The sequence below is a fragment of the Kitasatospora sp. NPDC089509 genome (assembly GCF_044749365.1).
Classification (GTDB): domain Bacteria; phylum Actinomycetota; class Actinomycetes; order Streptomycetales; family Streptomycetaceae; genus Kitasatospora.
Map to the genome: position 1 here is coordinate 84,598 of NZ_JBIVHS010000006.1, position 23,630 is coordinate 108,227.

Sequence of the window (23,630 nt, forward strand, 5' to 3'; positions counted from 1 at the left end):
GGAGCTGTGAACCGATGACCGGGGGGACGATGGACGGGCGACGGGAGCGCCGGACACCACGGAGCAGGCGCGCCCTGGTCCGACTGCTGGGGGCCTGCGGGGCGGCGGCCGTCCTGCTGTACACCGAGGGCCAGTGGGAGAGCCGCTCGGGCGGGCGGATGCTGGTCGCCGACCTGCTGAACCGGCCCGAGCTGCTGCTCGGCGCGGCGCTGGCCGCACTGATCGCCGCCGCCTGGCTGGGCGACCGCCGCACCGCCCTGCGGACCGCCACCCGGGCGGTCACGGTGACCGCCGGGGTGGTGTTCCTGCTCGGCGTGCTGGCCGCGCACAAGGTGTCGGCCGCGGAGACCCGCAGCCGGGAGGACGCCCCGGCCGGGGCGCAGCGGGCCCTGGTGGTGGTGCACCGCTCGTACGACTCGGGGCCGCAGGCCGGCGAGCACTGGCAGGTGCTGCTGGAGAGCGGCCAGGGCTGGTCGGCCCGGCGCTGGCTGCTCGCGGACGTCGGCGGCGCCCCGGAGGACGCCCGGCTGGTGGAGGCCAGGTGGACCGGGCGGACCCAGATCACCGTGGTCACCGACTCCTACCGCCGGGTGTTCAACCTGGACCAGGACAGCGGGGAGCCGGTCGAGGCGCGGTAGCCGCGCGCCCGCCGGTCGTCGGTGCCTCGGGCGCTGCTGGTCGCTACCGGCCGCTACCGGCTGCTACTGGTCGGCGCCGTCGTCCGGCGGGGTGTACGGGGTCGAGCGGGGGATCAGGCCGCCGATCGCGCCCCCGGTCTGGCCCCAGGTCTGGTCGCTGGTCGGGCCGCCGGTCACGCCCTGGCCGCCGTTCTGGCCCCCGGTGGAGCCCCCGTTCTGGCCCCCGGCCTGACCGCCGTTCTGGCCGCCGTTCTGGCCCCCGGTCGACGGGCCGGTGCCGCGCGGCCGGCCCGTGGCGCCCGGGCTCGGCGCCCCGGTGCAGCCGGCCGGGACCGACGGGTCGGTGGGGGTGGCGCAGCCCGGGTCGCGCCGGACCGGGTCCGGGATGACGACGGTGGTGAACTCCTTGTCCGGCAGGCCGCGGACGGCGTCGCTCATCGCCTGCTGCCAGATCGGCCCCGGGCCGGTCGCCCCGTACACCTCGGCCTGGTACTGGCCGCCGATCCGGATGTTGCGCATCGGGATCTTGGTGCCCGGGCTGCCCAGCCAGACCGAGGCGGACAGGTTGCCGGTGTAGCCGGTGAACCAGGCCGACTTCTTCTCGTCGGTGGTACCGGTCTTGCCCGCGATCTGGCGGCCGTCGTCCAGTTGGAGGTCCCGGGCGGTGCCGCCCTTCTCGGTCACCCCGAGCAGCACGCTGTTGAGCACGTCGGCGGTGTCCTCGGACATCACCTGGTCGCAGTGGACCGGGGCGACCGGGACGTCCTTGCCGTCCACCGTGGTGATCCGGCTGATCGCCACCGGCGCGCAGTAGCTGCCCCGGGCGGCGAAGGTCGCGTACACATCGGCCATGGTCAGCGGGCTGACCTCCTGGGTGCCCAGGCCCAGGGCCGGGACCTCCTGCAGCGGGTCGCCGCTCGCCTTGGCGGTCACGCCCAGCTTGTTGGCCATCTGCTTGACCGCGCAGAGCCCGATCTCCTGCTCCATCTGCACGAAGTAGGTGTTCACCGAGAGGGCCATCGCCTGCTTGAGCGCGTACGGGCCCTTCTCGCTCGGGCTCTCGTTGGGGATCACCCCGTCCTTCTTGCCCTTGCTCAGGTTCTTCCAGGTGCCGTCGCAGGTCTTCATCGTCGGCCAGTCCATCCGGTTCGGCGCGTCGTACTGCTGGGTGGGCGGCAGTCCGGCCTCCAGCGCGGCGGCGGCCACGATCGGCTTGAAGTTGGAGCCGGGCTGGAAGCCGACGCCGCCGCCCATCGCCGCGTCCACGTTGAAGTTGACGACGGTCTGGTTCTTCTCCTTCGCCAGTCCGTACGGGCGGGTCTGGGCCATCGCCAGGATCTTGCCGGTGCCGGGCTCGACCATGGTCATCGCGGCCGAGACCGGGTCGCTGACGTACACCTTGGTGGAGACGGCGTTCTGCGCGGCGGCCTGCTTGTCCGGGTCGAGGGTGGTGTAGATGTTCAACCCGCCGGTGTCCCACAGCTTCTTGCGCTCGCCGGCGCTCTTGCCGAAGGCCGGGTCCTGCTTGACCACGTGCCGCACGTAGTCGCAGAAGAAGCCCATCCCGGCCTGGGCCGTGATGCAACCGTTCTGCGGCTCCTGGTAGTTGAGGCCGAGCGGGGTGGCTTTGGCCTCCTTGGCCTGGTCGGCGGTGATGTGCTTGTTCTCCACCATCTTGTCGATGACGGTGTCCCGGCGCTTCTTGGCGGCCACCGGGTGCAGCTTCGGGTCGTACTGGGAGGGGTTCTGCACCAGTCCGGCGAGCATCGCCGCCTCGGGCAGGTCGAGGTCCTTGGCGGACCTGCCGAAGTAGCGCTGGGCGGCGGCCTCGATGCCGTACGCCTGGTGGCCGTAGAAGGTGATGTTCAGGTAGTTGGTGAGGATCTGCTCCTTGGGCAGGTCCTCCTCCAGCTTGATGGCGTACCGGAGTTCCTGGATCTTGCGGCCGAGGGTCTTGCGCTGCGCCTCGCGCACCGCCACCGGATCGTCCCCGGCCAGCTCGACGTTGACGTTCTTCACGTACTGCTGGGTGAGGGTGGAGGCGCCCTGGACGGCGGCGCCGCTCTCCGCGTTCTTGGTGATCGCCCGCAGCACGCCCTTGAGGTCGACCGCGCCGTGCTCGTAGAACCGGGAGTCCTCGATGTCGACCTGGGCCTTGCGGATCAGCGGCGACATCCGGTCGGCCGGGATGACCGTCCGGTCGCGCTCGTAGACCTTGGCGATCAGGCCGCCCTTGGCGTCGAAGATCTGCGTCGCCTGGGTCAGCGGCGGGGTCTTGAAGTCGTCGGGGATGCTCTGGAAGCCCTCCGCACCGTTCTTCGCGCCCAGTCCGACCGCGCCCGCCGCCGGCAGGATCAGGCCCGCCAGCAGGACACCGCCCAGCACGCAGGAGCCGAGGAAGGTGGCCGCATGGCGCAGGAGTCCGAGCGGGGTCTCGCGGCGCTTCGGGCGCGGGACCCAGGTGTCGCCCGGGTCCGGGCGAGGTATGCGGCTCTTCGGTGACATAGTTCGAACATTACGGCCGTGAATCCCCACCGTGGGGGGCGGGTTGGCGAACTATTGTCACAAAATCACGACAGGTTCGACTCATTCGAGACGGCCCGACGACGGGGTGCGCGGGGGCGCGGGCCGTTCGTCCACGGCCGGTCACCCCCGCGCACGGGCGCTCGAACCTCAGCTCGCCGGGCAGAACACGTCCGCGGCCGGCCGACGGCCCGTCACCAGGAAGTCCGTCACCGCCGCGTCGCCGCAGGCGTTCCCGTTCGCCCGGTAGGAGTCGTGGCCGCCGGAGTCCACGGTGACCATCCTGGCCCGCTCGCCGAACGCGGCCCGGAGCTTGAGCGCGCCACGGTACGGGGTGGCCGGGTCGCGCAGGTTCTGGGCCAGCAGGACGTTCGCCGGGCCGCGGCCGGTCACCCGGACCGGCGGCTCGGCGGGCTTGAACGGCCAGAAGGCGCAGGGCATCACGTTCACCGGCATGCCCGCGGTGAGCGGATGGGCCGCGCGGTCGGCGGCGACGTCCTTCGCGTAGCCGGCCGGGTCGGTGGGCCAGGCGACGTCGTTGCAGAGGGTGCCGACCGAGACCGCGGTGGTGTTCTGCACCGCCTGCTCGGGCGGCAGCACCGGGGTCGGCAGCGGGCGCCGGCCGAGACCGGCCAGCATCAGCCGGGCCAGGTCGGGGAACCTCGCGTCCGCGTACAGGCTCTGCATCATGGTCTCGCGCAGCACGTTGCCGTTCAGTTCGGCCGGGGCGGCGCCCGGCCAGGGCAGCGGCGAGCGGTCCAGCCGGGCGGCGAGGTCGAGGAAGAGCGGGCGGACCTGCTCGGGGGTGTCCGCGACCCGGTCCGGATTGCCGGGCGCCGACGCCCACTTGGCGAAGTCCGGGAAGCGGTCCTCGGCGCCCTGGCCGAAGGCGGCCAGCCAGCCGCGGCCGACCCGGGACGGGTCCGGGTCGTCGTTGCTGTCCAGCACGATCCGGTCGGTGCGCAGGGGGAACATGGTGGTGTAGACGGCGCCCGCGTAGGTGCCGTAGGAGGTGGCCCAGACGGAGAGCCGGCGCTCGCCGAGGGCCCGGCGGATCCGGTCGATGTCGCGGGCCTCGTTGGCGGTGGAGATGCTGCGCAGCACCGGGCCGCCGTTGCGGGCGCAGCTGTCGGCGATCCGGCGTTCGACGGCCACGTTCCCGTCGATCGAGCCCTCCGCGGCGGGCCAGGGCCGCAGATCGACCATCGCCAGGTCCGAGCTGTCCAGGTCGCAGCTGACCGGGGTGGAGCGGCCGACGCCGCGCGGGTCGAAGCCGACCAGGTCGTAGCGGTCGAGGACGGACTGCGGGAGGCGCGCGGCCCCGCTCGTGGGGAGGCCCAGTCCCGAGTTGCCGGGCCCGCCGGGGACGGTGAGCAGCACGCCGCGGCGCAGGCCGGGCTTCGCGGTGGCGATCCGGGAGACGGCGAGCGTGATCTGCGGGCCGTCCGGGTCGTTGTAGTCCAGGGGGACGGCGAGTTCAGCGCACTGCTGGCGGGGGTCGCTCTGCCCCTGGCAGCTGGACCAGTTGAGGCGCCCCGCGCCGCGGTGGTCCGGTTCGGCGGCGACGGCGGGCAGGACGGTGAGCACGGTGGCGGCCAGGGTGGCGGCGGTGACGGCGGTGATCGCGGTGGGTTTCGGCATGCCCAAGAGTCTGCTGCGGCAGTGGACTTGGGCCCATGCGGGCAGCCGGTCGGTCGCCGCTGGGGCAATCCCCCGGCTCCGGGGTGCACTCCGCGCCCGGTCGCGTCGCCGACCCGGGTGGCACGCGGCGCGGCGCGCCCACGGTTCGCGCCCTGCGGGGCGACGGCGGGCCGGGCGTCGATGATTTCGGGTGCCGCGCAGAGGGACTGAGGAGGCGTGAGGTGGACACAGGGACGCCGGACGACGGGCACGGGCACTCGCACGGGCCCGGGGGCGGGGACTCGAACGGGCCCGGGGACGGGGACTCGCACGGGCCCGGGGACGGGCACTCGCACGGACCCGGGGGCGGTGGCGGATCCGGGGGCGGCGGGGCGCCGGTGGGGCACGGCCACTCCCACGCCCACGGCCCGGCCGCGCCGGTCTCCGCCCATCTGCGCAAGGTCATCGCCGCCGTGCTGATCCCGTTCGCGGCGGCCGTCGTGGTCGGCCTGGCGGTGCTCTGGCCGGGCGGCGTCCCCAACCACCAGCACACCGGTGTCGGTTTCGACCAGCAGATCCAGCACGGCCGGGTCACCAAGGTCGAGGAACTGCCCTGCGCCGACCTCAACCCCGGTGACCAGGGCACCTGTCGACAGGACACCGTCGAGGTCACCGACGGCCCGGACCGGGGCCGCAGCTTCACCGTGGTCGTCCACCCGTCCGAGCCCCGGCAGTACGCCCTGGGCGAGCGGGTCGTCCTCACCTACGCGCCGGGCGCCCCCGAGGAGCTCCGGTACAGCGTGGTCGACGTGGACCGGAACCTGCCGATGGGCGTGCTGGCCGGGCTGTTCGCGGTCGCCGTGGTGGTGGTCGGACGCTGGCGCGGGGTGGCCGCGCTGGTCGCCCTGGCGATCAGCTTCGCCGTGCTCTCGCTGTTCATCCTGCCCGCCATCCTGCGCGGTTCGGACCCGCTACTGGTGGCGATCGTCGGCGCCAGCGCGATCATGCTGATCGCCCTCTACCTGTGCCACGGGCTCTCCGCCCGCACCTCGGTGGCGGTGCTGGGCACGCTGGTGTCGCTGGTGCTGATCGGGGTGCTGAGCCTGGTCTTCGCCTCCTGGGCGCACCTGACCGGGAACACCTCGGAGGAGACCGGGCTGGTCCACGACCTCTATCCCGGGATCGAGATCCGCGGCCTGCTGCTGGCCGGGTACGTGATCGGCTCGCTCGGCGTGCTGTTCGACGTGACGGTCACCCAGACCTCGGCGATCTGGGAACTCCACGAGGCCGACCCGACGATGGGCGCCCGCCGGCTGTACCGGACCGGCATGCGGATCGGCCGCGACCACATCGCCTCGACCGTCAACACCCTGGTGCTCGCCTACGCGGGGGCCGCGCTGCCGCTGCTCCTGCTGTTCTCGATCGCGCACCGGACGGTGGTGTCGGTGGCCACCAGCGAGCTGGTGGCCGAGGAGATCGCCCGCACCCTGGTCGGCAGCATCGGCCTGGTCGCCGCGGTGCCGGTCACCACCGGGCTGGCCGCCCTGATCGCCGCCGCCGACCACCCCCGGACGGCGGCCGTCCGGGCCGGACGGCACCGGCCCGCCTGACCCGTGCGCCACGGGCCGCCCCCGCGCCCTACGGGAGGGTGAGGATCCGCGGGCCGTCCTCGGTGACGGCGACGGTGTGCTCGACGTGGGCGGCGCGGCTGCCGTCGGTGGTGCGCAGGGTCCAGCCGTCCGGATCGGTGTCGTGGTCGTCGCGGCCGCCGGCGGTCAGCATCGGCTCGATGGCCAGCACCAGGCCCGGGCGCAGCGGGTAGCCCCGGCCCGGGCGGCCCTCGTTGGGCACGTGCGGGTCCTCGTGCATCCGGCGGCCGATGCCGTGGCCGCCGAAGCCGTCGATCATCCCGTAGCGCCGCCCGGCCCGGCCGACCTTGCCGATCGCGTGGGCGATGTCGCCGATCCGGTTGCCGACCACGGCGGCGGCGATCCCGGCCTCCAGGGCCCGCCGGGTGGCGGCGATCAGCGCGGTGTCCTCGGGGCGGGCGGTGCCGACGGTGAAGCTGACGGCGGAGTCGCCGCACCAGCCGTCCAGGACCGCGCCGCAGTCGATGCTCACCAGGTCGCCGTCGCGCAGCCGGTAGGCGTCCGGGATGCCGTGCACCACCGCGTCGTTGACGGAGGCGCAGATCACGCCGGGGAACGGCACGGGCGCGAAGGACGGGCGGTAGCCGAGGAACGGCGAGGTCGCCCCGGCGGCCTTCAGCACGCCGTGCGCCACCTCGTCCAGTTCCAGCAGGCTGACGCCCGCCGCGGCCTCCCGCTGCACGGCCGCCAGCGCGTTGGCGACCACCCGCCCGGCCTCGCGCATCGCGGCGAGAGCGGTGTCCGACTTGAGTTCGACCATGGCGAACCTCCCCTGGATCCAATTCTTATACCGGTATTTGTATCACGGTCGACAGCGGGCGGCAGCACGGTCCGGAACGGGCCTGCGCCACCGCCCGGGAAATCCCCGCGCCCGCCCGTCCAAGATCCGCTACTGTTCGGCGCCGCACTCCGCCGAACCGATCGCAAGGACCCGACGTGACGTCCCCGCTGCTCCGCGCCGCCAACGCGCACCTGACGCCCTCCGAGCCGCCCCCGTCCTCACGGCTCCGCCGGTATGGCAAGGCCGCCCGGGCGCCGCTCGCGCTGGTCGCCCTGGCCACCGTCGGGCTGCTGGTCGCCGGCTGGCTGAGCGAGACCGCGGCCGACGAGGCCAAGGCCGGTGACTGCCTGCACGATCTCGGCAGCGGGTCCAGCCCGAACCTGCAGATCGTGGGCTGCGACCGGCACGAGGCGCAGTACAAGGTCGCCGAGGTGGTCCGGGACCGGACGGCGTACCGGCCGTGCGAGGGGAAGGGGCCGGAGGTCTTCGGTTCCTACACCCAGAAGCGGTCGACCAGCGTCGTCGTGCTCTGCCTGGCCCTCAATCCCGACCGGCCGGGCGGTCCGGTGCCGCTGCCCAACTGGCCCTCCGAGTACGAGGTGCCGTAGCGGCACTACACTCGACGGCATGGTGAGGACTCCGCTGACCCCGTGGGAGCGCGAGCGTGGGGAGCGCTTCGGGGCGCTGCTGCGCGAGGCGCGTGGTGAGCGCAGCATGGTCGAGGTGGCGGCGGTGGCCGGTGTCTCGGCGGAGACGCTGCGGAAGATCGAGACGGGTCGGGCGCCGACGCCGTCGTTCTTCACCATCGCGGCGCTGGCCTTCGCGCTGGACCTCTCGCTGGACGAGCTGGCGGCCGCCTGTGTGCTGCCCGAGGACGGTGCCGCGCTGTCGGCGTAGCACGGACGGCGACGGCCCGCCGGGCGCGGGTGCGCCGGGCGGGCCGTCGTTCGGTGCGGGGGGTGTCAGCCGACCGAGCTGTTGTAGCTCTCGATCGCGGGCTGCAGCTCCTTGGCCGCGTCGGCCAGGGCCTGCTGGGCGGTCTTGCTCCCGGCGATGGTCTGCTCGATCGCGGTCTCCACGCCCTTGCGGGCCTGCGGCATCACGCCGAGCAGGCAGCCGGCGGTGGCCGGGGTGGGCTTGGTGGCCTTCAGCTGGTCGATGGCCGTCTGGAACTGCGGGTACTTGCCCACCCACTCCTTGTCCTTGGGGTCGTCCAGGGACTTCTTGTTGACCGGGAAGTAGCCGGTACCGGTGTGCCAGACGGCCTGCTGCTCCGGCCCGGTGATGAACTTCTCGAACTCCCAGGCGGCGCGCTTCTCGGCGTCCGAGTGGCCGGGGCCGCTGATCCACAGCGAGGCGCCGCCGATCACCGGGCCGCCCTGGTCGGCGGCGGTGACCTTGGGGAAGGCCGCGGTGCCGACGCCGAACTTGGCGGCCTCGGTGTAGCCGCGCAGCACGCCGGTGGACTCCAGGTGCATCGCCACCGTGCCGGACTTGAAGGCGGCCTGGGCGTCGTCGGTGACCCGGCCGGTGTTGGCCGCGTAGCCGCCCTTGACCAGGTCGGCCCACCACTGGACGATCTGCGCGCCCTGGGCGGAGTCGAACACGACCTTGCCCGCCTTGTTGCTGCGGCCGTTGTCGTTGTCGCAGTACATGGTGCCGGACTCGGCGAGCAGCTCCTCGACGAACCAGCCGTAGATGGCGGCGCCGAAGCCGTAGCGGACGGTCTTGCCGTCGGCGTCCTTCTTGGTCAGCTTCTTGGCCATGTCGGCCAGCTCGTTGAGGTCCTTCGGCGGCTGCGCCGGGTCCAGCCCGGCCTCCTTGAACGCGTCGGTGTTCAGGTAGAGCAGCGGCATCGAGGAGTTGAACGGCATCGAGACCAGCTTGCCGTTGGCCGAGTAGTAGTTGCGGATGTTGGGGTCGAGGTCGTCCAGCGAGTAGCCGTCCTTGTCCACGAAGGCCTGGGCGGGGACGGTCTGCTTGGAGTCGATCATGAAGCGGGTGCCGATGTCGTAGACCTGCACCAGGGCGGGGGTGCCCTTCTGCTGCACCGCGGCCTTGTACTTGGTGACCAGCTCGTCGTACTTGCCCTGGAACTGCGCCTTGACCTCGATCTTGCCCTGGTGGGCCGCGTTGAAGTCCTTGACCAGGCCGTTCAGCACGTCCGCGTTCTTGCCCGTCATCGAGTGCCAGAACTCGACGGTGGTGACGCCGGAGGCCTGGTCGAGCGCCTGGGCGCCGGGCGCGCCGGCGTCGGAGCCGCCGCCCGAGCCGGAGCCGGAGCCGGAGCCGCTGGAGCTGCAGGCAGTCAGGGACAGGCCGGCCACCAGCAGGGCGGCGAGCGCGCGTGCACTCTTCTTCACGGGAGTTCTCTTTCTTTCCGGTTGGGAGTCGGGTGCGTACGGCGGGGCCGTCGGGCCCGTACCACGGGTCAGCGGACCGCGCCCGCGGTCAGGCCGCGGACGATGAAGCGCTGGCCGAAGACCACCAGGGCGAGAGTGGGCAGCAGGGAGAGCACCACGCCGGCCAGGATCAGGCCGGGGTCGGCCATCTCGGAGTCGCGCAGCGAGGTGAGGCCGATCTGCAGGGTCTGCATCTCGGCGGTGCGGGTGATGATGAGCGGCCAGAAGTACTGGTTCCAGGCCGACAGGAAGACGTAGATCGACAGCGCGGCCAGGGCCGGCTTGTTCAGCGGGACGACGATCCGCCACAGGAAGCGCCAGTGGCCGGCCCCGTCGATCCGGGCGGCGTCGCGCAGTTCGCCGGGCAGCTGCCGGAAGGCCTGGCGCAGCATGAAGGTGCCGAAGCCGGAGGCGAGGAACGGCAGGACCAGGCCGAAGTAGGTGTTCCCGAGCCCCCAGTCCGACAGCGTCAGGTAGTTGGGGATGATGATGGCCTCCCACGGCACCATCAGCGTGGCCAGGAACAGCCCGAACACCACGGCCCGCGCCTTCAGCGGCAGGAAGACGAAGGCGTACGCGGCCAGGATCGAGGTGACCAGCTGGGCGAGGGTGATGGCGGTGGCCACCAGCGCCGAGTTGGCGTACTGCCGGAACAGCGGGATGGTGTCCACGGCCCCTGCGAAGTTCCGCCCGGTGACCGAGTGCGGCACCATCGCCGGTGGGTAGGAGGAGAGTTCGCCGGGGCCCATGAAGGCGCCGGCGATCGCGTAGTACACCGGGAAGGCCACGGTGACCACGGCGACGAGGAGCAGCAGGTAGACGGCGGCGCGGCCGAGCAGGTCGCGCGGGGAGCGCCCGGCGAGGGCAGTCCGGACGCGTCGGCGGGGTGCCTCGACCTCATTGGTGATGGCGCTCATGCGTAGTGCACCTTCCGCTCCAGGACGCCGAACTGGACGGCCGTGCAGGCGAGGACGACCACCAGCAGCACCACGGCCTGGGCGCTCGCCGTGCCGAAGTCGCTGGAGTTGTAGGCGAAGGCCTTCTCGTAGACGGAGTAGACCAGGGTCCGGGTGGAACCGTCCGGCCCGCCCTTGGTGAGGATGTGGATCTGGCCGAAACTCTGCAGGGCGTGGACGGTGGAGACCACGGTCAGGAAGAACAGGTTCGGACCGAGCATCGGGACGGTGATCGAACGGGCCAGCCGCAGGCCGGAGGCACCGTCGATGCGGGCCGCCTCGACCACCTCGCCCGGGATCGAGCCGATGCCCGCCGAGAGGACCAGCACGTTGTAGCCGAGGTTCATCCAGACCGTGGTCAGGGCCACCGAGACCAGCGCGTACCGGGAGTCCGTCAACCAGCCGACCGGGCCGAGGCCGACGTTCGACAGCAGGCCGTTGAGCACCCCGCTGGCAGGGTTGAAGAACACCGCGAAGACCACCGAGGCGCTGGCCACCGAGAAGGCGAAGGGCAGCGCGAACGCGGAGCGCAGCAGCCGTACGCCCCGGATCCGGTTCTCCAGCAGCAGTACCAGCACCAGTGCGCCGAGCACCCCGGGCACCACGGTGAGCAGGGTGAACAGCGCGGTGGTGACCAGCGTCCGGCCGAAGTCGGCGGAGGACAGCAGGTCGGTGTAGTGCTGGATCCCGACGTAGCGGGAGGGCGCGCCGAAGAGGTCGTTGGCGTGCGCGCTCAGGTAGATCGTCCGTCCCAGCGGGTAGCCGATGAACAGGACGAAGACCACCAGGGAGGGCAGCAGGAAGGCCCAGGCGAGGCCGTGCTCACCCCAGCGGCTTCGACGGCCCGGGAGGGGCACGGGGTGTGGTGCGGTCGGCATTGCTGGCACGTCCGCCTTTCGTGTGTCGGTTCCGGGCGAAACCGTTTCTTGCCCGAACGACGGCGTGGGAACCCCTCGGTGATCAACCGGTGTCCGAGGGATTACGCGTTCGCGTCATGTTCGGCCGGTTGTCCGTACAAGCGGGTCCGCCCCCGCTACGTCCTGTCAGCGCGGTGTCGTACGGTGCGCGGGTGAACGACGAGAACGACGAGAACGAGACGGACTTCGACCTGCGGGCCGCGATGGCCACGGCCCTGGGCGACCGCGCGGGCGCCTGGGCGCTGGTCCGGGGCTTCGCCGCGTACTGGGGCGAGCCGCTGGGGCCGCGGGACGGCTTCACCGACGCCGAGCTGGACGCGGCGGAGCAGCGGCTCGGCCTGCGGCTGCCGCCGGCCCTGCGGGAGGCGTACCGACTGTTCGGCCGCCGGGCGGACCTCACCAGCTGCCAGGACGTGCTGCTGACGCCGGACGAACTGCACGTGCTGGACGGCGCATTGGTGTACCGGGCGGAGAACCAGGGCTGCGCGCACTGGGGCGTGCTGCTGGACGACCTGGCGCTGGACGACCCGCCGACGGTCGGCCGGCCGGACCTCGCGGACAAGTCGCAGGAGCGCTGGGAGCCCTGGGAGGAGCGCTTCTCGACGGCGGCGGCGGTGATGGCGATGAGCGAGAAGCTGCTGGAGGAAGACGAGTTGAGCGTCTTCTACGAAGCCGGCGACGAACTTCCGGACGGACTGGAGGAGTTGCCGGAGCTCGGCCGGTACTTCCGGTGGTTCGCGGGGCCGGACGTGCTGGTGCTGGTCATCGAGGAGGCCTTCATGGTGGCGCGGGCCCGCACCGAAGAGGCCCTGGACACCCTGTAGGAATGCCGTCGCGGCCTCAACACGCCCTCCGGGTAAGGGGTGTTGAGGCCGCGACGGGCTCACCTCAGGCCGTGATGCCGCCGTCCAGCACCAGGTCGGTGCCGACGGTGTAGCCCGCCTCCGGCGAGGCCAGGTACAGCACCGCGGCGGCGATCTCGGCGACCGCACCGGAACGGCCCACCGGGACCTCGGACTTCATCCGGTCGGTCTTGTCCGCGTCGCTCTCGCCGGGGTGGCTCGACATCGGGGTGTCCACCGGGCCGGGGCTGACGGTGTTGATCCGCACCCCCTCGCCGATGTGGTCGCGGGCGGCGGCGCGGGTCAGCGCGGTGACCGCCGCCTTGCTGGCGGCGTAGGCGCCGACGCCCTCGATCCGCTTGTGGACGCCCAGGTTGGAGGAGACGTTGACGATGGCGCCGCCGCCGTGGGCCCGCATGTGACCGATCTGCGGCTGCATCGCCAGCAGGGTGCCGGTCACGTTGATCTCGAACACCCGCCGGAAGTCGGCTTCGTCGATCTCGGCGACCGGCCCGGCCGCGCCGAACACCCCGGCGTTGTTGACGGCGACGTCCAGTCCGCCGAAGTGCTCGACGGTCTCCCGGACCAGCCGGGCGGCGTCCGCGCCGTTCGTCACGTCGCCGGTCAGTGCGACCGCCCGGCCGCCGGCCCGCTCGATCAGTGCGACGGTCTCGGCCAGCGGGCCGGCGCCGCGCCCGGCGACCGCGACCCGGGCGCCCTCCTGGGCGAAGGCGAGCGCGATGGCCCGCCCGATGCCGCTGCCGCCGCCGGTGACCAGGACGGACGTGTCGGCGAAACGCGTGCTCATGAGCTGAACTCCTTGATTCGAGTGGTGCGTTCAGGGGTGATGGTGGTCTTGGGGGTTCGGGGCAGGGCGGCGACCGCGACGGCGGTCAGCGCCAGCCCGGCGGCAGCGGCCGCGAAGGCCGCCGCGTAGCCGCCGACGACGGTCGGGCGGGTGGCGGCGAGGGCCATCAGGGCGGCCAGCCCGGCGGTGGGGCCGAGTTCCATCGCGGTGTTGAGGACGCCCGCGGCCAGGCCGGTCCGTTCGGGCGGCACGCCGCCGGTGGCCAGCACGGCCGCCCCGGCGAAGGACGCGGCGGCTCCGGCGGGCAGCAGGAGCAGTCCGGGCAGCAGCCCGGTGGCGTACGGGCTACCGGGGTCGAGCCCGGCCAGCAGGCCGAGCCCGGCGGCCTCCAGGGCCAGGCCGACGGCGGTGACCGGCACCGGCCCGCGCCGGGCGATCAGCGGCCCGGCCAGCCGCCCGGCGAGCAGCAGGACGACCGCGTACGGCAGGAAGGCGGCGGAGGTGGCGGCGGCGCTCCAGTCGCGCTGCTGCTGGAGGTAGAGCGAGAGCAGGACGAAGGCCAGTGCGGTGCCCGCGGCGGTCGCCATGACGGTGACCAGTGCGGTGGCCCGCCGCCGGTCGGCGAGGAAGCCGGGCGGCAGCAGCGGGTCGGCGGTGCGGCGTTCGGCGGCGACGAAGGCGAGCAGCAGGAGCAGTCCGGCGGCCAGCGGGCCGAGCACGCCGGGGCTGTGCCAGCCGTGGTCGGTGGACCCGACCAGGGCGTAACTCGTCGCGCAGACACCGGTGGTGGCGAGGGCGGCGCCGCGCAGGTCGAGGGCCGGGCGGCGGCCCTCGCCGGCGGCTCCGGCCCCGGGCAGCGCACCGGAGTCGGGCAGCGCGCCGGAGCGGGCCAGTCCGGCCAGGGCGACCAGGACGGGCACCGCGAACAGCCAGCGCCAGGAGACCACCGCGGCGACCGCGCCGGAGACCACGCTGCCGGCCGTCGCACCGATCACCGAGAGGCCGCCCCAGGTGGCCATCGCCCGCCGGTAGGCGGCGGGTTCGGGGTACAGCCGGCGGACCACCGCGACCGCGGCCGGCGCGGTGAGGGCCGCACCGGCGCCCTGGACGAAGCGGCCGGCCAGCAGGGCGGGGTAGCCGGGCGCGAGGGCGCAGGCGATCGAGGCCGCGGCGAACAGCCCCAGCCCCCACCGGAGCATCCGGCGACCGCCGTGCCGGTCGGTCAACCGGCCGCCGAGCAGCAGCAGGGCGGCGAAGGACAGTCCGTACGCGGCGCTGAGCAGCAGGACCTCGGAGGCGCCGAGCCCCAGCTCCCGGGCGACCAGGGGCAGCGGCACGGTGAGGATCATGATCGCGAAGATCAGCACGGCCTGGACCACGCCCAGCAGCGCGAAGCCCGATCGGGCCCTCGCGGTGACACTCATGGAACTTCCCCCCATACCAAACTTTTAAGACCGTTCGGTCCAGAATAAGGACGGCAGAAGACGCCGAGCGGATCGGACGGAAGTGCCATCCGGCCGGTGCTCCGTACCACGGCGACCCGCGCCGCCGACGACCCGCAGCACCGGCGGCCCGCCCCCGCGGCCCGCACCGGCGGTCAGTCCAGCAGCGCCAGCGCCTGCTCGGCGGCGTCCCGCACCCGGGGTGCGCCGTCGGCGGTCTTGCCCACCACCCGGATGCCCTGCAGCAGCACCACCAGCATCCGGGCCAGCGCCCGCGGCTCCCGCCCCGCGGGCAGCTCGCCCTGCGCCTCGGCACGCAGCAGGGCGGCGGTCAGCGAGGTCTCCAGGTGGTCGAAGCTGGCCTCCACCCGGCGGGCCGCGCCCGGGTCGTGCGGGGCGAGTTCGACCGCCGTATTGGTGATGAAGCAGCCGCGCCTGCGGTCCTCCTCCTCCGCCTGCGCGTACCGGCGCACCAGGGCGCGCACGGCCGGCAGCACCGGGCCGGGCTGGGACAGCTCGGCCAGCCGGTCCGGGTCCTGCTGCTCGCTGTAGCGCTCCAGCGCGCGCAGGTAGAGCTCGCGCTTGCTGCCGAACGTCGCGTAGATGCTGGCCCGGGCGATGCCGAGCCCCTCGACCAGGTCGGTCATCGAGGTGGCCTCGTAGCCGCGGCGCCAGAACAGCTCAAGGGCCGCCTGGAGCGCCGCGTCCGGGTCGAATTCCTTCGTTCGCGCCATGACCTGAACGCTAGTCCTTTCCAGACCGATCGGTCAAGAAAGAGCGGGAAGTGGTCCAGACCGATGCCTGACGGAGCATTGCCAAGTGGACTAGACCAAGGCTAGCCTTACCGCCCCCGTCCCTCCTCCCCCACAGGAGGCGTACCGGCATGTCCGGACTCATCCCCCCATCCCCCCGGCAGGCCGTCGAGGCCGCCCGTCCGCTCGTGCTCACCGTCTTCCGGATCGTCGTCGGCCTGCTCTTCGCCTGCCACGGCGCCGCCTCGCTGTTCGGCGTCCTCGGCGGCACCAAGGGCGGCAGCATCCCGCTCGGCCAGTGGCCGGGCTGGTGGGCCGCCCTGATCCAACTGGTCGGCGGCGCCCTGGTGTTGCTCGGCATCGGCACCAGGACGGCCGCCCTGCTCTGCTCCGGCTCGATGGCCTACGCCTACTTCACCGTCCACCAGGAGCGCGCCCTGCTGCCGCTGCAGAACGGGGGCGAGCCCTCGGTGATGTTCTGCTGGGCGTTCCTGACCATCGCGGTGCTCGGCTCCGGCCCCTACTCCCTGGACCGGCTGCTCGCCCACTCGCTGGGCCGGCTGTTCACCGCCCACCGCCCGGCCACCGAGCCCGCCCCCGCACCCGTGGGACCGGCGGAACCGGCCGGGCCGACCGGGCTCAGCCCTCGCTCAGATGCCGCTCGACCGAGGCGACCTTGGCGGTGAGCCCGTCGGTGACCCCGACCCGGTCGTCGATCTTGATGACCGTGCTCACCCGGTTGCTGTGAGCCTTCACCGCCTCGATCGCCGCCCTGATCACCGGCATCACCTCGTCCCACTCCCCTTCGATGCTGGTGAACATCGCGTCCGTCCGGTTCGGCAGCCCGCTCGCCCGCACCACCCGGACGGCCGCGGCCACCGCCTCCCCCACGTCCTCGCCGATCCCCAGCGGGGTCACCGAAAAAGCTGCGATCACGTCCCTGCACTCCCAACCGCCTGACGGCATCGGTCGCGGCCCGGACCACTCCGGGCCGCGACCAGCCTATTTCGTGCGCCCGGAGCCGCCCTCGGACACCTCCCCCCGCCTTCCACATTCTGTTGAATCTCCCCTTGACGCCCCGCCGGGCCCGACCTACCTTGTTTCCACATACAGAAACCGTTCTTCCGTATGGTGGAATTCAGGAGATGAGCCCTCCGACCCACTGCGGGCCGACGCAGGAGAGACCCGATGCCCCGTATGACTGCCGCCCGCGCGGCCGTGGAGATCCTCAAGCTCGAAGGCGTCGACGTCGCCTTCGGCGTTCCGGGCGCCGCCATCAACCCCTTCTACGCCGCCCTCAAGGCCTCCGGCGGGATCAACCACACCCTGGCCCGGCACGTCGAGGGCGCCTCCCACATGGCCGAGGGCTACACCCGCGCCGCGGCCGGCAACATCGGCGTGTGCATCGGCACCTCGGGCCCGGCCGGCACCGACATGATCACCGGCCTGTACTCGGCGATCGCCGACTCCATCCCGATCCTGTGCATCACCGGCCAGGCCCCGGTCGCCCGCCTCCACAAGGAGGACTTCCAGGCCGTCGACATCGCCTCGATCGCCAAGCCGGTCACCAAGGCCGCCACCACCGTGCTGGAGGCCGCGCAGGTCCCCGGCGTGTTCCAGCAGGCCTTCCACCTGATGCGCTCCGGCCGCCCCGGCCCGGTGCTGATCGACCTGCCGATCGACGTCCAGCTGACCGAGATCGACTTCGACCCGGAGGCCTACCAGCCGCTGCCGGTCTACAAGCCGACCGCCAACCGGATCCAGATCGAGAAGGCCATCGCGCTGCTCCAGGCGTCCGAGCGCCCGCTGATCGTGGCCGGCGGCGGCGTCATCAACGCCGACGCCTCCGAACTCCTGCTGGAGTTCGCCGAGTTGACCGGCGTCCCGGTGATCCCGACGCTGATGGGCTGGGGCATCGTCCCGGACGACCACGCGCTGAACGCCGGCATGGTCGGTCTGCAGACCTCGCACCGCTACGGCAACGAGAACTTCCTCGCCTCCGACTTCGTCCTCGGCATCGGCAACCGCTGGGCCAACCGCCACACCGGCGGCCTGGACGTCTACACCGCGGGCCGCACCTTCGTCCACGTCGACGTCGAGCCCACCCAGATCGGCAAGATCTTCGCCCCCGCCCTCGGCATCGCCTCCGACGCCAAGGCCGCGCTGGAGCTGTTCGTCGAGGTCGCCAAGGAGCTGAAGGCGGCCGGCACCCTCAAGGACCGCGGCGCCTGGGCCGCCTCCACCCAGGAGCGCAAGGCGCGGCTGCAGCGCCGCACCCACTTCGACAACGTGCCGCTCAAGCCGCAGCGCGTGTACGAGGAGATGAACAGGGCCTTCGGCCCGGAGACCCGGTACGTCACCACCATCGGCCTCTCCCAGATCGCCGGTGCCCAGATGCTGCACGTCTACAAGCCGCGGCACTGGATCAACTGCGGCCAGGCCGGCCCGCTGGGCTGGACCATCCCGGCCGCGCTGGGCGTCGCCACCGCCGACCCCGAGGGCCAGGTCGTCGCGCTCTCCGGCGACTACGACTTCCAGTTCATGATCGAGGAGCTGGCGGTCGGCGCCCAGCACCGGATCCCGTACGTCCACGTGCTGGTGAACAACTCCTACCTGGGCCTGATCCGCCAGGCGCAGCGCAACTTCGACATCGACTTCCAGGTCAAGCTGGAGTTCGAGAACATCAACGCGCCGGAGCTGGGCGTCTACGGCGTGGACCACGTCAAGGTCGCCGAGGGCCTGGGCTGCAAGGCGATCCGGGTCACCGAGCCCGAGGGCCTGCTGCCGGCCTTCGAGGAGGCCAAGAAGCTGGCCGCCGAATTCCGGGTGCCGGTCGTGGTCGAGGCGATCCTCGAACGGGTCACCAACATCTCGATGGCCGCCGCCGACATCGACAAGGTCAACGAGTGGGAGGAGATCGCCACCCTCCCCGAGCACGCGCCCACCGCCGTCAAGCCGCTGGCACTCTGACCCGCCCCGGCGCCGTCCGCGCGCCGGCACGCCCCGGCCGGGGGCGCACGAGCCGCTCCGTACTCCCCCGCCGGACGGAACACCGGCAGCCCCGGAACGGTTTCAGCCGTCCGGGGCCGCTACCGTGTGCCCGGGGCGACGGCCCCGCCCGTGACCGGGGGCGACACCCCGCCGCCGACCTGCCGAAAGGACCACCACCGTGAGCCTGTACGACATCCCGCTGCACACCCTGTCCGGTGCGCCCGCCACCCTGGCCGACCACAAGGGCAAGGCCCTGCTGATCGTCAACGTCGCCTCCAAGTGCGGCCTGACCCCGCAGTACACCGGCCTGGAGAACCTCCAGAAGCGCTACGCCGAGCGCGGGTTCACCGTGCTGGGCTTCCCGTGCAACCAGTTCGCCGGGCAGGAGCCGGGCAGCGCCGAGGAGATCGAGAGCTTCTGCTCGACCACCTACGGGGTGACCTTCCCGCTGTTCGAGAAGATCGACGTCAACGGCGAGGACCGGCACCCGCTGTACCGGCAGCTGACCGAGGTCGCCGACGCCGAGGGCCAGGCCGGGGACGTCAGCTGGAACTTCGAGAAGTTCCTGATCTCCCCGGACGGCACCGTGGCCGCCCGGATCCGGCCGCGGACCGAGCCCGAGTCGGCCGAGCTGATCGCCGCGATCGAGGCCGTGCTGCCGGCCTGACCCACCCCGCCCGATTGCTCTGACGGCGGCGGCGGCCGACCGCCGCCGTCGTAGTCGCCGCCGTCGTGGCCGTCGTCGCCGTCAGAGCAACAGCCGGGTCCCCGGGGGGAGTTCACCCGCCCGGGCGGCGTCCCGCAGATGCGCCAGCAGGGTGCCGTGCAGCGCCTCGGCGGCGCGGGTCGGCGGCACCTCGCGGCCGTGCGCGACCGCGATGGTGCGCCCCAGCCCCGGCCCGGCGAACGGGGTGACGGACAGCCCCGAGCGCGCCGCCACCATCCCCGGCACCACCGCCGGGCCGAGCCCGGCCCGGACGAAGCCCAGCACCGCGTCCATCTCGCCGCCCTCGACGGCGAATTCGGGCTCGAAGCCGGCCGCCCGGCAGGCCGCCAGGGCCGCCTCCCGGACGTCGTAGCCCTCCCGGAACATCACCAGCGGCCGTCCGCGCAGCTCCGCCACCCGTACCGCGCGCCGGGCGGGCCCGGCCGCCGAGACCAACACCAGTTCCTCGTGCAGCAGTTCGGTGACGGCGAGGGCCGGCGCGGCCTCCCCGCTGGGCGGGGTGATGATCAGCGCGAGGTCCAGCTCGCCCGCCGCCAGCCAGCCGACCAGATCGCGCGAGCCGCCCTCGCGCACCCCCAGCGTGACCCCCGGGTAGCGGTCCCGGAACACCCGCAGCACGTCCGGCACCAGGCTGGTGCACAGGCTCGGCGGCGCGCCCAGCCGGACCCGGCCGCGGCGCAGCTGCACGGTCTCCTGGACGGCGAGGCGGGCACTCTCGGTGTCCGCGAGGATCCGCCGGGCCAGCGGCAGCAGGGCGTCCCCGGCGTCGGTGAGGGCGATGTTGCCCCGGGCGCGGTGGAACAGTTCGGCCCCCAACTCCCGTTCCAGCGAGCGGATCTGCTGGGAGAGCGAGGGCTGGGCGACATGCGCGGCCTCGGCGGCCCGGGTGAAGTGCCGGGTCTCGGCGACGGCCAGGAAGTAGCGGAGTTGCTGGAGCTGCACGCACCCAGGCTACGCCGCGACGATAGGCCCTGCCTATCGTCACCAGCCGCAGCATGTCTTGGACGCACCCTGGTGGCCCTCCCTACCGTTGCTGCCATGACAACCGCGACTCGGACGGGCCGGCATCCGTCCACCCTGGCGACCCTGTGGCGGTCGACCGTCGGCAAGAAGGCGGTCATGGCCGTCTCCGGGCTGGCGATGCTGCTGTACCTGGTCGCGCACATGCTGGGGAACCTCAAGGTCTTCTTCGGCCCCGACGACATCAACGGCTACGCGGCCTGGCTGCGCACCATCGGCCAGCCGTTCCTGGGCCACGAGTGGTTCCTCTGGATCGCCCGGGTCGGCCTGGTCCTCGCCGTCGTCCTGCACGGCGTGTCCGCGTACCAGCTCAGCCGCCGCGACCTCGCCGCCCGCCCGAGCAAGTACGTGCACCGGCGCCGCCGGGCCAGCTACGCGACCCGGACCATGCGCTGGGGCGGGGTGATCCTGGCGCTGTTCATCGTCTGGCACATCCTCGACCTCACCACGCTCACCGTGAACCCGGTCGCCGAGCACGGCCACGTCTACCAGAACGTCGTGGGCACCTTCGGCCGCTGGTACAGCGACGTGTTCTACATCCTCGCGGTGGTGGCCCTCGGCTTCCACATCCGGCACGGCTTCTGGAGCGCCGCCCAGACCCTCGGCGCCAACAACGCCCGCCGCGACAAGGCGCTGAAGCTGACGGCCAACGGTCTCGCCCTGCTGCTGACCGTCGGCTTCCTGTCCGTCCCCGTGGCCGTGATGACCGGAGTCGTGAAGTGAGCTACCTCGATTACGCCCTCGGCGAGCCGATCGCCGACACCAAGGCCCCCACCGGGCCGATCGAACAGCGCTGGGACCAGCGCCGGTTCGACGCCAAGCTGGTCAACCCGGCGAACCGGCGCAAGCACACCGTGATCGTGGTCGGCACCGGTCTGGCCGGCGGCGCGGCCGGCGCCACCCTCGCCGAACAGGGCTACCACGTGGTCCAGTTCTGCTTCCAGGACTCCCCGCGGCGGGCCCACTCGATCGCCGCCCAGGGCGGCATCAACGCGGCCAAGAACTACCGCAACGACGGCGACTCGATCCGCCGGCTGTTCTACGACACCGTCAAGGGCGGCGACTTCCGCGCCCGCGAGTCCAATGTGCACCGGCTCGCCCAGGTGTCGGTGGAGATCATCGACCAGTGCGTGGCCCAGGGCGTGCCCTTCGCCCGCGAGTACGGCGGCCTGCTGGACACCCGCTCCTTCGGCGGCGTCCAGGTCTCCCGCACCTTCTACGCCCGCGGCCAGACCGGCCAGCAGCTGCTGCTCGGCGCCTACCAGGCGCTGTCCCGGCAGATCGCGGCCGGGAACGTGGAGATGCACCCGCGCACCGAGATGCTGGACCTGCTGGTCGTCGACGGCCGGGCCCGCGGCATCGTCGCCCGGGACCTCGTCACCGGCGAGATCAGCTCGTACACGGCGGACGCCGTGGTGCTGGCCACCGGCGGCTACGGCAACGTCTTCTACCTCTCCACCAACGCCAAGAACTCCAACACCACCGCGATCTGGCGGGCCCACCGGCGCGGCGCCTACTTCGCCAACCCGTGCTTCACCCAGATCCACCCCACCTGCATCCCGCGCTCCGGCGACCACCAGTCCAAGCTCACCCTGATGAGCGAGTCGCTGCGCAACGACGGCCGGATCTGGGTGCCCAAGGCGGCCGGCGACACCCGCCCGCCCGGGCAGATCCCGGAGGAGGAGCGGGACTACTACCTGGAGCGGATCTACCCCTCCTTCGGCAACCTCGTCCCGCGCGACATCGCCTCCCGGGCCGCCAAGAACGTCTGCGACGAGGGCCGCGGCGTCGGCCCCGGCGGGCAGGGCGTCTACCTGGACTTCGCCGACGCGATCCGCCGGATGGGCCGGGACGCCGTCGAGGCCAGGTACGGCAACCTCTTCGAGATGTACGAGCGGATCACCGCCGAGGACCCGTACCGGGTGCCGATGCGGATCTACCCCGCGATCCACTACACGATGGGCGGGCTCTGGGTCGACTACGACCTGCAGACCAGCGTCCCCGGCCTGTTCGCGATCGGCGAGGCCAACTTCTCCGACCACGGCGCCAACCGGCTCGGCGCCAGCGCGCTGATGCAGGGCCTGGCCGACGGCTACTTCGTGCTGCCGCCCACGATCAACGACTACCTGGCCCGCAACCCGGTGAGCGCCGTGCCCGCCGACCACCCGGTGCTCACCGAGGTCGAGGCGGAGGTCGCGGACCGGCTCAACCTGATCCTCGCCGTCGACGGCGACCGCACCCCGGACTCCTTCCACCGCGAGCTCGGCGAACTCCTCTGGGACGAGTGCGGGATGGCCCGCGACGCGGCCGGCCTCACCCGCGCGCTGGAGCGGATCCCGCAGCTGCGCGAGGAGTTCTGGCGCCGGATCAAGGTGCCCGGCACCGGCCGGGAGCTCAACCAGTCGCTGGAGAAGGCCAACCGGCTGGTCGACTACTTCGAGCTGGCCGAGCTGATGTGCCTGGACGCGCTGCACCGCGCCGAGTCCTGCGGAGGCCACTTCCGCACCGAGAGCCAGACCCCCGACGGCGAGGCCGCCCGGCGCGACGAGGACTTCTCCTACGCCGCCGCCTGGGAGTTCACCGCCACCGGCGAGCCGCCCGTCCTCCACCGCGAGGACCTCGACTTCGAACACGTCCACCCCACCCAGCGGAGCTACGCATGAACCTCACCCTGCGCATCTGGCGCCAGGCGGGCCCGGACGCACCCGGCTCGATGACCACCTACCAGGTCGGCGGCATCAGCCCGGACATGTCCTTCCTGGAGATGCTCGACACCCTCAACGAGGAGCTGATCACCCGCGGCGACCAGCCGGTGGCCTTCGACCACGACTGCCGCGAGGGCATCTGCGGCGCCTGCGGCATGGTCATCAACGGCCAGGCGCACGGCCCCGAGCGCACCACCACCTGCCAGCTGCACATGCGGCACTTCGAGGACGGCGACACCATCGACGTCGAGCCGTGGCGGGCGGCAGCCTTCCCGGTGGTCAAGGACCTGGTGGTGGACCGCTCGGCCTTCGACCGGATCATCGGCTCCGGCGGCTACATCACCGCCCCCACCGGCAGCGCCCCCGAGGCGCACGCCACGCCCGTCCCCAAGGAGGCCGCCGACACCGCCTTCGAGCACGCCGAGTGCATCGGCTGCGGCGCGTGCGTGGCCGCCTGCCCCAACGGCTCGGCGATGCTGTTCACCTCCGCCAAGGTGGTGCACCTCAATGTGCTGCCGCAGGGCGCGCCGGAACGTTCCTCCCGGGTGCGGAACATGGTCGAGACGATGGACGCCGAGGGCTTCGGCGGCTGCACCAACACCGGCGAGTGCGCCACCGCCTGCCCCAAGGGCATCCCGCTGCCCAGCATCGCGGCGATGAACCGGGAGTTCCTGCGGGCCGCCCGCGGCTGAACCTCCCCCACGGCGTGTCCGACACGCCCTCCGACCGGTCGGCCCCTCGCTCTGGTGCTCAGGCGAGGGGCCGACCCCGTCCTCCGGGGCGTGCGGCGCCGATTCGCGCTCCCCGTACGGGTGGTGGATCGTCCGGAGCGGTGCTTGTTGACGGAGAATCGCGCT

22 protein-coding genes are annotated in these 23,630 nt (G+C 72.5%); 11 read left to right on the forward strand and 11 right to left on the reverse strand.

Going from position 1 to position 23,630, the window contains the following annotated elements; translation table 11 throughout:
- Positions 1-14 precede the first annotated feature (14 nt).
- Entirely contained in the window at positions 15-638 is a 624-nt protein-coding gene (locus ACIP4P_RS14875; RefSeq protein WP_400917944.1) for a hypothetical protein, read from the forward strand.
- Between the two features lie 63 nt (positions 639-701).
- On the opposite strand, the gene ACIP4P_RS14880 is transcribed toward ACIP4P_RS14875, so the two are convergent.
- Together ACIP4P_RS14880 and ACIP4P_RS14885 are read right to left on the reverse strand one after the other, a co-directional pair.
- Entirely contained in the window at positions 702-3,143 is a 2,442-nt protein-coding gene (locus ACIP4P_RS14880; protein WP_400917946.1) for a transglycosylase domain-containing protein, read from the reverse strand.
- Positions 3,144-3,311: 168 nt separating this feature from the next.
- The gene (locus tag ACIP4P_RS14885) at positions 3,312-4,802 is read right to left on the reverse strand and encodes an alpha/beta hydrolase (RefSeq protein WP_400917948.1); all 1,491 of its coding nucleotides are present in this window, start codon (positions 4,800-4,802) and stop codon (positions 3,312-3,314) included.
- Positions 4,803-5,023: 221 nt separating this feature from the next.
- Between ACIP4P_RS14885 and ACIP4P_RS14890 the strand changes: the two genes are divergently transcribed.
- Positions 5,024-6,391 (forward strand): YibE/F family protein, encoded by a 1,368-nt coding sequence (locus tag ACIP4P_RS14890; protein ID WP_400917949.1) that lies wholly within the window; start codon positions 5,024-5,026, stop codon positions 6,389-6,391.
- A 28-nt stretch (positions 6,392-6,419) separates the two neighbouring features.
- On the opposite strand, the gene map is transcribed toward ACIP4P_RS14890, so the two are convergent.
- Positions 6,420-7,190, reverse strand: coding sequence for a type I methionyl aminopeptidase (map, locus tag ACIP4P_RS14895; protein WP_400917950.1), 771 nt, complete (start codon positions 7,188-7,190; stop codon positions 6,420-6,422).
- A 176-nt stretch (positions 7,191-7,366) separates the two neighbouring features.
- On the opposite strand from map, the gene ACIP4P_RS14900 reads away from it, so the two are divergent.
- On the forward strand, positions 7,367-7,819 hold the full coding sequence (locus ACIP4P_RS14900) for a hypothetical protein (protein ID WP_400917952.1): 453 nt from the start codon (positions 7,367-7,369) through the stop codon (positions 7,817-7,819).
- Positions 7,820-7,838: 19 nt separating this feature from the next.
- A complete protein-coding gene (locus ACIP4P_RS14905; protein ID WP_350512219.1) occupies positions 7,839-8,108 on the forward strand; it encodes a helix-turn-helix transcriptional regulator in 270 nt (89 codons plus the stop codon).
- A 65-nt stretch (positions 8,109-8,173) separates the two neighbouring features.
- Here the strand turns inward: ACIP4P_RS14905 and ACIP4P_RS14910 are convergent, their stop codons facing one another.
- From ACIP4P_RS14910 to ACIP4P_RS14920, 3 genes are all read right to left on the reverse strand, one after another.
- On the reverse strand, positions 8,174-9,574 hold the full coding sequence (locus ACIP4P_RS14910; RefSeq protein ID WP_400917954.1) for an ABC transporter substrate-binding protein: 1,401 nt from the start codon (positions 9,572-9,574) through the stop codon (positions 8,174-8,176).
- A 68-nt stretch (positions 9,575-9,642) separates the two neighbouring features.
- Positions 9,643-10,530, reverse strand: coding sequence for a carbohydrate ABC transporter permease (locus tag ACIP4P_RS14915; protein WP_400917956.1), 888 nt, complete (start codon positions 10,528-10,530; stop codon positions 9,643-9,645).
- Entirely contained in the window at positions 10,527-11,447 is a 921-nt protein-coding gene (locus ACIP4P_RS14920) for a carbohydrate ABC transporter permease (RefSeq protein ID WP_400917958.1), read from the reverse strand. Before ACIP4P_RS14920 ends, ACIP4P_RS14915 begins: the two co-directional genes overlap by 4 nt.
- Positions 11,448-11,638: 191 nt before the next feature.
- On the opposite strand from ACIP4P_RS14920, the gene ACIP4P_RS14925 reads away from it, so the two are divergent.
- Positions 11,639-12,310, forward strand: coding sequence for an SMI1/KNR4 family protein (locus ACIP4P_RS14925; protein ID WP_400917961.1), 672 nt, complete (start codon positions 11,639-11,641; stop codon positions 12,308-12,310).
- Between the two features lie 64 nt (positions 12,311-12,374).
- Here the strand turns inward: ACIP4P_RS14925 and ACIP4P_RS14930 are convergent, their stop codons facing one another.
- The 3 genes from ACIP4P_RS14930 to ACIP4P_RS14940 all read right to left on the reverse strand — a co-directional run bounded on the left by ACIP4P_RS14930 (position 12,375) and on the right by ACIP4P_RS14940 (position 15,312).
- A complete protein-coding gene (locus tag ACIP4P_RS14930; RefSeq protein WP_400917963.1) occupies positions 12,375-13,136 on the reverse strand; it encodes an SDR family NAD(P)-dependent oxidoreductase in 762 nt (253 codons plus the stop codon).
- Positions 13,133-14,560, reverse strand: coding sequence for an MFS transporter (locus tag ACIP4P_RS14935; protein ID WP_400917966.1), 1,428 nt, complete (start codon positions 14,558-14,560; stop codon positions 13,133-13,135). The genes ACIP4P_RS14930 and ACIP4P_RS14935 overlap by 4 nt, the downstream gene beginning before the upstream one ends.
- 173 nt (positions 14,561-14,733) lie before the next feature.
- On the reverse strand, positions 14,734-15,312 hold the full coding sequence (locus tag ACIP4P_RS14940) for a TetR/AcrR family transcriptional regulator (RefSeq protein WP_400917969.1): 579 nt from the start codon (positions 15,310-15,312) through the stop codon (positions 14,734-14,736).
- Between the two features lie 149 nt (positions 15,313-15,461).
- On the opposite strand from ACIP4P_RS14940, the gene ACIP4P_RS14945 reads away from it, so the two are divergent.
- Complete coding sequence (locus ACIP4P_RS14945; RefSeq protein ID WP_400917972.1) at positions 15,462-16,016, forward strand: DoxX family protein; 555 nt, start codon at positions 15,462-15,464, stop codon at positions 16,014-16,016.
- On the opposite strand, the gene ACIP4P_RS14950 is transcribed toward ACIP4P_RS14945, so the two are convergent.
- The gene (locus ACIP4P_RS14950) at positions 15,970-16,266 is read right to left on the reverse strand and encodes an MTH1187 family thiamine-binding protein (RefSeq protein WP_400917974.1); all 297 of its coding nucleotides are present in this window, start codon (positions 16,264-16,266) and stop codon (positions 15,970-15,972) included. The two genes, ACIP4P_RS14945 and ACIP4P_RS14950, sit on opposite strands and share 47 nt — an antisense overlap.
- 252 nt (positions 16,267-16,518) lie before the next feature.
- On the opposite strand from ACIP4P_RS14950, the gene gcl reads away from it, so the two are divergent.
- Positions 16,519-18,300 carry a glyoxylate carboligase gene (gene gcl, locus ACIP4P_RS14955; RefSeq protein WP_400917977.1) on the forward strand — a complete coding sequence of 594 codons (1,782 nt, stop codon included), beginning with the start codon at positions 16,519-16,521 and terminating at the stop codon, positions 18,298-18,300.
- Positions 18,301-18,499: 199 nt separating this feature from the next.
- Entirely contained in the window at positions 18,500-18,988 is a 489-nt protein-coding gene (locus tag ACIP4P_RS14960; protein WP_350512229.1) for a glutathione peroxidase, read from the forward strand.
- A gap of 81 nt (positions 18,989-19,069) precedes the next feature.
- Here the strand turns inward: ACIP4P_RS14960 and ACIP4P_RS14965 are convergent, their stop codons facing one another.
- A complete protein-coding gene (locus tag ACIP4P_RS14965) occupies positions 19,070-19,990 on the reverse strand; it encodes a LysR substrate-binding domain-containing protein (protein WP_350512230.1) in 921 nt (306 codons plus the stop codon).
- Positions 19,991-20,086: 96 nt separating this feature from the next.
- Between ACIP4P_RS14965 and ACIP4P_RS14970 the strand changes: the two genes are divergently transcribed.
- Genes ACIP4P_RS14970 through ACIP4P_RS14980 form a run of 3 tightly spaced genes read left to right on the forward strand, consistent with a single transcriptional unit; the run spans position 20,087 to position 23,465 of the window.
- Positions 20,087-20,791 (forward strand): succinate dehydrogenase cytochrome b subunit, encoded by a 705-nt coding sequence (locus ACIP4P_RS14970; RefSeq protein ID WP_400917982.1) that lies wholly within the window; start codon positions 20,087-20,089, stop codon positions 20,789-20,791.
- Positions 20,788-22,731, forward strand: coding sequence for a fumarate reductase/succinate dehydrogenase flavoprotein subunit (locus ACIP4P_RS14975; RefSeq protein WP_400917985.1), 1,944 nt, complete (start codon positions 20,788-20,790; stop codon positions 22,729-22,731). Before ACIP4P_RS14970 ends, ACIP4P_RS14975 begins: the two co-directional genes overlap by 4 nt.
- Complete coding sequence (locus tag ACIP4P_RS14980) at positions 22,728-23,465, forward strand: succinate dehydrogenase/fumarate reductase iron-sulfur subunit (protein WP_400917988.1); 738 nt, start codon at positions 22,728-22,730, stop codon at positions 23,463-23,465. Before ACIP4P_RS14975 ends, ACIP4P_RS14980 begins: the two co-directional genes overlap by 4 nt.
- Positions 23,466-23,630 lie beyond the last annotated feature (165 nt).

Excerpts from the sequence above, each read along its gene's own strand:
- ACIP4P_RS14915 (WP_400917956.1), bottom strand. The coding sequence starts at position 10,530 with ATGAGCGCCATCACCAATGAGGTCGAGGCACCCCGCCGACGCGTCCGG.
- ACIP4P_RS14940 (WP_400917969.1), bottom strand. The coding sequence starts at position 15,312 with ATGGCGCGAACGAAGGAATTCGACCCGGACGCGGCGCTCCAGGCGGCC.
- ACIP4P_RS14875 (WP_400917944.1), top strand. The coding sequence starts at position 15 with ATGACCGGGGGGACGATGGACGGGCGACGGGAGCGCCGGACACCACGG.
- ACIP4P_RS14905 (WP_350512219.1), top strand. The coding sequence starts at position 7,839 with ATGGTGAGGACTCCGCTGACCCCGTGGGAGCGCGAGCGTGGGGAGCGC.
- ACIP4P_RS14970 (WP_400917982.1), top strand. The coding sequence starts at position 20,087 with ATGACAACCGCGACTCGGACGGGCCGGCATCCGTCCACCCTGGCGACC.
- ACIP4P_RS14880 (WP_400917946.1), bottom strand. The coding sequence starts at position 3,143 with ATGTCACCGAAGAGCCGCATACCTCGCCCGGACCCGGGCGACACCTGG.
- gcl (WP_400917977.1), top strand. The coding sequence starts at position 16,519 with ATGCCCCGTATGACTGCCGCCCGCGCGGCCGTGGAGATCCTCAAGCTC.
- ACIP4P_RS14980 (WP_400917988.1), top strand. The coding sequence starts at position 22,728 with ATGAACCTCACCCTGCGCATCTGGCGCCAGGCGGGCCCGGACGCACCC.
- ACIP4P_RS14945 (WP_400917972.1), top strand. The coding sequence starts at position 15,462 with ATGTCCGGACTCATCCCCCCATCCCCCCGGCAGGCCGTCGAGGCCGCC.
- ACIP4P_RS14935 (WP_400917966.1), bottom strand. The coding sequence starts at position 14,560 with ATGAGTGTCACCGCGAGGGCCCGATCGGGCTTCGCGCTGCTGGGCGTG.
- ACIP4P_RS14885 (WP_400917948.1), bottom strand. The coding sequence starts at position 4,802 with ATGCCGAAACCCACCGCGATCACCGCCGTCACCGCCGCCACCCTGGCC.
- ACIP4P_RS14930 (WP_400917963.1), bottom strand. The coding sequence starts at position 13,136 with ATGAGCACGCGTTTCGCCGACACGTCCGTCCTGGTCACCGGCGGCGGC.
- ACIP4P_RS14920 (WP_400917958.1), bottom strand. The coding sequence starts at position 11,447 with ATGCCGACCGCACCACACCCCGTGCCCCTCCCGGGCCGTCGAAGCCGC.
- map (WP_400917950.1), bottom strand. The coding sequence starts at position 7,190 with ATGGTCGAACTCAAGTCGGACACCGCTCTCGCCGCGATGCGCGAGGCC.